General features: G+C 42.5%; 9 protein-coding genes. 8 read left to right on the top strand and 1 reads right to left on the bottom strand.

Annotation, left to right across the window (positions count from 1 at the left end; all coding sequences use genetic code 11):
• The 3 genes from PXY01_RS21725 to PXY01_RS21735 all read left to right on the top strand — a co-directional run.
• Window positions 1–347, top strand: a 347-nt coding sequence (locus PXY01_RS21725) for an HNH/ENDO VII family nuclease (RefSeq protein WP_246028060.1), incomplete at its 5' end; no start/stop codon positions are given.
• Between the two features lie 31 nt (window positions 348–378).
• Complete coding sequence (locus tag PXY01_RS21730) at window positions 379–825, top strand: SMI1/KNR4 family protein (RefSeq protein WP_127573192.1); 447 nt, start codon at window positions 379–381, stop codon at window positions 823–825.
• 513 nt (window positions 826–1,338) lie between these two features.
• Window positions 1,339–1,962: a helix-turn-helix domain-containing protein gene (locus PXY01_RS21735; RefSeq protein ID WP_127573194.1), complete on the top strand. Its 624-nt coding sequence runs from the start codon at window positions 1,339–1,341 to the stop codon at window positions 1,960–1,962.
• Between the two features lie 523 nt (window positions 1,963–2,485).
• Here PXY01_RS21735 and PXY01_RS21740 read toward each other — a convergent pair.
• Window positions 2,486–2,698, bottom strand: a complete 213-nt coding sequence (locus tag PXY01_RS21740) for a helix-turn-helix domain-containing protein (RefSeq protein ID WP_127573196.1) — start codon at window positions 2,696–2,698, stop codon at window positions 2,486–2,488.
• 205 nt (window positions 2,699–2,903) lie between these two features.
• On the opposite strand from PXY01_RS21740, the gene PXY01_RS21745 reads away from it, so the two are divergent.
• From PXY01_RS21745 to PXY01_RS21765, 5 genes are all read left to right on the top strand, one after another.
• Window positions 2,904–3,680, top strand: a complete 777-nt coding sequence (locus PXY01_RS21745) for a recombinase family protein (RefSeq protein ID WP_127573198.1) — start codon at window positions 2,904–2,906, stop codon at window positions 3,678–3,680.
• Window positions 3,681–3,691: 11 nt separating this feature from the next.
• On the top strand, window positions 3,692–3,934 hold the full coding sequence (locus tag PXY01_RS21750; protein ID WP_127573200.1) for a hypothetical protein: 243 nt from the start codon (window positions 3,692–3,694) through the stop codon (window positions 3,932–3,934).
• A 131-nt stretch (window positions 3,935–4,065) separates the two neighbouring features.
• Window positions 4,066–5,307 carry an IS110 family RNA-guided transposase gene (locus tag PXY01_RS21755; RefSeq protein WP_127573202.1) on the top strand — a complete coding sequence of 414 codons (1,242 nt, stop codon included), beginning with the start codon at window positions 4,066–4,068 and terminating at the stop codon, window positions 5,305–5,307.
• A 172-nt stretch (window positions 5,308–5,479) separates the two neighbouring features.
• Window positions 5,480–5,731 carry an EndoU domain-containing protein gene (locus PXY01_RS21760; RefSeq protein ID WP_246028061.1) on the top strand — a complete coding sequence of 84 codons (252 nt, stop codon included), beginning with the start codon at window positions 5,480–5,482 and terminating at the stop codon, window positions 5,729–5,731.
• Window positions 5,732–5,743: 12 nt separating this feature from the next.
• Complete coding sequence (locus PXY01_RS21765; RefSeq protein ID WP_127573206.1) at window positions 5,744–6,259, top strand: hypothetical protein; 516 nt, start codon at window positions 5,744–5,746, stop codon at window positions 6,257–6,259.
• Window positions 6,260–6,401 lie beyond the last annotated feature (142 nt).

The raw sequence follows: 6,401 nt of genomic DNA on the forward strand, positions 1-6,401 counted from the left end.
ATGGACAGACGAAAGATATTAGTAGGCGTGTATATCAGAGAAGTGATATTGATTGGAATCGAGTTGACCCTGAAACTGGATTAACAAACCTTGAATTAATGAAAAAAGGTAGACCGCCTTATTGGAAAGATGGTACGAAAGTAGAACTTCATCATACAATCCAATTAGAACCTGGTCCTATGGTAGAATTACCTGCGAGTTTACATGATGAATATAGTAAAATATTGCATGGGCTAGTTGAAAACGGCGGTAGTTTTAGAAATAATCCTGCATTAGAAAAACAGTACAACAATTTTAGGTCGAAGTACTGGAGATGGAGAGCCAAGCAACTAGAAGGAAAAGAGTAAGATATTGATAATTTTCAAGGAGGGATAAGAATTGGAACGAAACGAATTGAATGCCTTTATTCAAGATCACGTTGACGATACTGATTTTACTGGTGGAGTCTCTGACACAGAAATTACAAAAATCGAAGATGAACTAAATGTTGTGTTTCCGAAGAGTTATAAATGGTTTCTAAAAAACTATGGTTCAGGTGGACTCTTTGGTGTAGATATCCTAGGATGTGGGAAATCAGCAATCCCTTCTGTTGTATCAAATACTGAAAGACTCCGCAATCTCGGACTACCATCGGAATACATTGTAATTGAAGACTGTGACGAATTCTTTTATTGCCTTGATACAGGAAATTTATTGGATGGCGAATGTCCTATAATATCATGGGATAGAGTAGCAGGGTTCAGTGGGAAACGAGCAAACGATTTTTATGATTTTTTATCCGAAAGACTCAGTGAAGCTAAAGAGAACTGGGATGAAGATTTTTAAGTTTTAGTTAGTGGGGGCTACCCAGTGCCGAATGAATTCATCATTCAACCAATAACAGATTTAACCTATGTAATACCCGTATGAAGATTTCTCGATTTCGGTTGTACGCACATCAACGCTTTACTTTTATACCCTAAATAACGCTATTGCGTTACATTGAACAGGTTGATTATGGTCAGATACCACCATGATTAACCTGTTTTTTGTTATCTTCGCTTTCTCACAGTTTTTTGAAATCAATCGCAACTGTAAATTACGCCACTACGATAGGGAAGATGAGAAGGTAATATATCGCACCTTCTAGGGTGGATAGCACGACAATTAATATTGTCAGGACTTATCTGCAAATTGTCCGCAACAATCTGGCTACTTGCCGCGATGATTATCGTGAACGAACAATCTGGTGACGACCAGTTTACATAAACAGGTAAGGATATGTGTCAGGCTAGCCGCCTTCCCTACTCCATAGCCGCCCGATGGCGGCATAACAGCACAAGAAGGAAGGGATTGCAGATGAAAGCGAAGTACAATGACTTCTGGTTGACTAAGAATAACAAAGCCGCTAATACGTACATGGATGAGGTTGCCAAGGAGAGTAACTTTACAGGGCATCACAAGGGATACACCATTCTGCCGCATAAAATCCATCGGTGTTACGGTTTAAGTCCGTATGAGAAGCTGATTCTCGTTGACCTAGTGGCTTATATGAGCGACCAGAGCCAGTGCTACCCCACCATCGAAATGATAGCCCGAAATCTCGGATGCAGTTCCAAGTCCGTAGAGCGTCATATCGCAAGATTGACAGAGAAAAAGCTGATTCTGGTCAGTCAGAGCAAGAACAATGCCTACTACTTGCCGAACTATCTTCACGTTCATCCGTATTTGCTCGTGTCAGAGAAGACTCATGAGTTCATTGGAGGTGTGAGGAAGCAGGTAAACGAGAGAGAACTGACCTTGTGGATTCAAGAGACCGTCAAGAGCGACGACTACAAGGCGTATACTACCCGACTCGAAAAACTGCATGAGAGACGCTTTCCATATGAGAAGTTTGCCGAGAAGGAAATCTTGGATAGCTATGCTCAGTTCCTGATGACCGTATTTGCCAAACGATTTCCGCCAGATGTTAACGGTCAATAATGGAGAGTCTGTTATTTCAGCGGACTCTCTGTCCAGATAGCCGTCATATAGTCGGTTAAAAGCAAGAAATGAAGGCTGTAGACTCTGTGTCCACGAATTCGACAGAGGGTCGGCAATGCCAGACAGAGAGTCTGATTCGTAGACGTAGAGTCTGTCACGAACCGTCAGATAGTCTCACTAATAAGAATCATTAAATAAGATTCAATTCAAGAAGAATCAAGCTAAGAATCATTTGAAAAAGAAACAGCAGACACGCCATTGGCGGTCTGCGATTTCGGGGGAGATTATTGATTCTTGGATGGATGATAAAGACAGCGGATAACTCTTTACGGATGCTTTACTCAAGAGTCAAAGATAGAGTTCCGCCGCCGCTCCCCTCGCCCCATCGGGCGGTTCGCTCAATGGCTCTGAGAACGCACAGGAAGCCGTTACAGGCATTTTAATACAATAGAAGTCAAAGTGTGGACGGTGTTGTGTTGCGGCTCTCAGAGTCTTGTAGATGTTTTCTGGGTAGTGGGAAGTTTCACTCAGAACGTCCAACTAGATAATCAAGGCTAACGTCAAAATAGTCTGCCAAGGTGTAGGCAACTTCTAAGCTAGGTATTCGTGTCCCTCTTTCCCAATGACTAACGATAGTTCTGTCAACCCCCAAGAATGCGGCAATATCCTGCTGTGAGACAGATTTCATGAGACGCAAGGTTTTAAATCGCTCTGCAAATAGTTCTCGATTAAACATAAGAAAAACTCCTTGACCAGTGACTTTAAGTCACTTTATAATCAGAGTACAGAATGTGACTATAAGTCACGTTAAGATCGCTATTCCATTCATCGTAAGTAATGCAAGTTTAGCAGTATTGTCATATCAAGAAAAGAGTACGTCCAAAATTTATTCAGTGAGTAACGTTAATCAAAATTATCGTAACGGTGGAGGAGGAAATAGCATGAATGTCATCGGATATGTTCGAGTATCGACACAAGGACAAGCCAAAGACGGCTACAGCTTATCCTATCAGCAGGACGAAATCCGTTCCTACTGTCAGGAACAAGGATGGAACTTACTTCACATTTTTACTGACGAAGGAATCAGTGGTGCGAAGATAGACGAGGAAGCCCTTGAGGTGGATAGAATTGGTTTTCAGAGCCTCTTGACGGCAATCGCCGCCCAAGATGTGGATACGGTAGTCGTACTCAATACAAGCCGTCTCTGGCGGTCTGACATCGTGAAAGTTCTCGTTCATCGAGAGTTCAAAAAACATGGCGTGGATGTAAAGAGCATCGAACAGCCAACTTATAGCATCTTCAAGAAAGACCCGTCAGACTTCCTAATCAACGGACTGATGGAACTGCTTGACGCATACCAACGCTTAGAAATCTCCATGAAGCTAAGTCGTGGACGCAACAAGAAAGCACAGCAAGGAGGCTACGCCGGAGGTCGAGCGGCGTTCGGCTACAAAGCGAAGAAAGGTCAGAAGGTAATCGAAATTAACCTCGATGAAGCCACCGCTGTACAGCGATTGTTTGAACTCAAGGAGTTATTTCCTGACTGGTCATTATCTCAATTAGCGTATCAAATGAATGATGACGGCTTTACGACACAACAGGCAAAGAAGTTTACCAAGGTACAGATTAAACGCATCCTTGATCGCCGCCCGTTGTACGAGGGGATTTATCTCTACGGTGGCATTGAAGCCAGTGGGCTTCATCAAGCCATTATATAGGCGGTGGCGGCATGGAGAAGATGGAAACCTACAATGGCTATGTCGAGCACGAAGACCGCTACTACAAGCAATTGGCAACGTTGGAACAATGCCAACATGCGATATTTGACCATATCTACCGATATGGCGAGATTTTTGACAAACGGATGGTGGAAGAAGTGTTGCTAACCCTCCATCAGTTGGAAGACAAGGTACGTTTGGAATTCTTACATTTAAAATTGTCAAAAGCATTTCTGGCGTTTGAACTAAAATAACTTGTGACAACCACGGCAAGGAATAGAGAGGCTTGCGTCCCATTGCGGCTCAAAAGAGTAACGCTTGAACTGAGGTTGCCCCTATTCTTTACCTAAGTCACGACAGAATCCGTAATCAGAGGTGAAGTCTTTTGAGTCATTACAAGCAATATCACATCTATGTCGGTCTGGATTTACATAAAGCCCACCATACGGCGGTTATCATCAATTGTTGGAACGAACGGCTTGGTGAAATCCAGATTGAGAATAAACCGTCTGCCTTTGATGATCTGATGAAGTTCGTCAAGAAGCATACGCCAAAAGGCTTGACCCCTGTTTATGGGTTGGAAGATACGGGAGGCAACGGCAGAGCGTTAGCTGTACACCTTGTCGAGAAGAAGCAAAACGTCAAGGAAGTTAATTCCGCCTTGTCCTACAGCGAACGAATGAGCCATGCGACCACGCAAAAGAGTGATAGTTGGGATGCGTTCTGCATCGCCAAGGTACTCCTTGCAAGGCTCGATGAACTGCCGGATGCGAATCCGCAAGACTTGTACTGGACATTAGGTCAACTGGTAGCAAGGCGGAACGCTATTGTCAAACATGCCAGTGGTTTGAAGAATCAAATGCACCAACAATTAAGCTATCACTATCCGTCCTACAAGAAGTTCTTCTGTGACATTGACGGTAAAGCCGCCCTTGCCTTCTGGGAGAAGTATCCTGCACCGCATCAGGCGTTGACGGTGGGGGTGGATGAACTGGCAGAGTATTTACGTGAAGCGAGTCATAACACCTGCTCGACCCGTAAGGCAGGAGAAATATTGGATTTGGTGAAGCAAGATGGTGAGACGAAGCGGAACTTCCAAGAATATAGAGACTTCCTCATCGTCAACATGGTGAAGGACATGCGGAGAAGTCGGGAACTCATCAAGCAAATCGAGGAACAGCTTCGGCAAGTGCTGACACAGACCGATTACAGGCTAGAGTCGATGGACGGTATTAGCACTGTCACGGCGGCAGAACTGGTGGCTGAAATTGGAGATATACGCCGCTTCCCGAATGCCGACAAGCTAGCCCGATTCGCAGGAATTGCCCCTGTACGCTTTAGTTCGGGCGGCAAGGGCAAAGACCAAGCTAGTGGACAAGGTAATCGTGTACTGAACGCCATCTTCCATAACCTTGCGGTCCAGCAAATCCAAGTTGCCAAAGGGGACAACAAGAAGCAACGGAATCCCGTCTTCTACGAATTCTACCAACGGAAGTTAGCAGAAGGCAAGACCAAGAAGCAAGCTCTGATATGCGTCATGAGAAGGCTCGTGAACATCATTTACAGCATGATGAAGAACAAGACCGAGTATCGGGCGGTAAGTCTAACAGAGCGTCAAGCAAGCTGATATAATGGTGGTAATTGGTAAAACAGTTGCCGCCTTTCCTTTAGTAGATTTTAAGATTACTACTTAGGGGACGGGCAAACCTGAACCAAGCAAAGTAGTAAATGCTCTCGACAATTTTCAGAGCCGAAAACTTACATTTGGAAATCAAAACTTCTTAATTGACAAACGAGGAATGAAGCATATTCTTGAAAGACATCATCCCGATTATTGGGATGGATCAATAAAAGTAAAACAGACCTTTCTGAATAAAGATATGACAATAGATGAGGTGGCAGATGCGATAGAATCTATAATGAAACAAAATCGGGACACCTTATTGAAAAATGGTACGACCTTTAGTTATCAAATAAAGGGAATGTATAATGGGGTGGAATATGTAGTTGGTTTAAACAAAGGCAGAGTTGGTCAATTTTATCCTGAATAGTAGGTGAGCAAATTGTTTTATGTAGATACCTTAATTAGTAGACCGGACAGAAAAATTAATGACCTATCAATTATAGAATCCAATGTCGAAGAGTATTTTGTTCAGATTAAAAATACTCGTGAGATATTGAATCTCGAAAATTTATTAGACTTTGAATATTTAAATGGAGCAATTACTCTAAAGTATTTCGAACAGTCTTTACTCGATATTACGTTATGGGATTTAGTTGACCAATTATGGGCGTACATTTTAAATGTAATAGAGAATTTATTAAATACAGGGGAAGGGGAGACTTACTTTCCTGACCAACCAGTAAAGCTACGATTAAAAGCAATATCTGGGGATAAAGTGCTGTATGAGATAAAAGCTAACGACTATTATAAAGTAGCACTACCAAAAAATGAATTGATTGAGACTTTATTAGATGGAGCGGATGAGTTTTTTAAAAGCATGGAGGCTTATTTTAAAGGAAAATGTAACTATCAATATGAAATTAATAAGATTGCTTCATTGAGAAATCGTTTTTGATAACAACGTTGATGGGGGCTACCCAGTGCCGAATGAATCCTTCAATCAACTAATAGCACATATGACAGATTCAAGATGTAGATCGGGTTTACAACTCTAACAATAAGGTCATACAATACAACCAACAAACCAAACACTAAAC

It is taken from the genome of Paenibacillus xylaniclasticus (assembly GCF_004001065.1).
GTDB classification, from domain to species: Bacteria; Bacillota; Bacilli; order Paenibacillales; family Paenibacillaceae; genus Paenibacillus_T; species Paenibacillus_T xylaniclasticus.

Bases quoted from the DNA above. Each gene is read 5' to 3' on its own strand.
- PXY01_RS21735 (WP_127573194.1), top strand. From the start codon at position 1,339: ATGAAAGCGAAGTACAATGACTTCTGGTTGACTAAGAATAACAAAGCC.
- PXY01_RS21740 (WP_127573196.1), bottom strand. From the start codon at position 2,698: ATGTTTAATCGAGAACTATTTGCAGAGCGATTTAAAACCTTGCGTCTC.
- PXY01_RS21745 (WP_127573198.1), top strand. From the start codon at position 2,904: ATGAATGTCATCGGATATGTTCGAGTATCGACACAAGGACAAGCCAAA.
- PXY01_RS21750 (WP_127573200.1), top strand. From the start codon at position 3,692: ATGGAGAAGATGGAAACCTACAATGGCTATGTCGAGCACGAAGACCGC.
- PXY01_RS21760 (WP_246028061.1), top strand. From the start codon at position 5,480: ATGAAGCATATTCTTGAAAGACATCATCCCGATTATTGGGATGGATCA.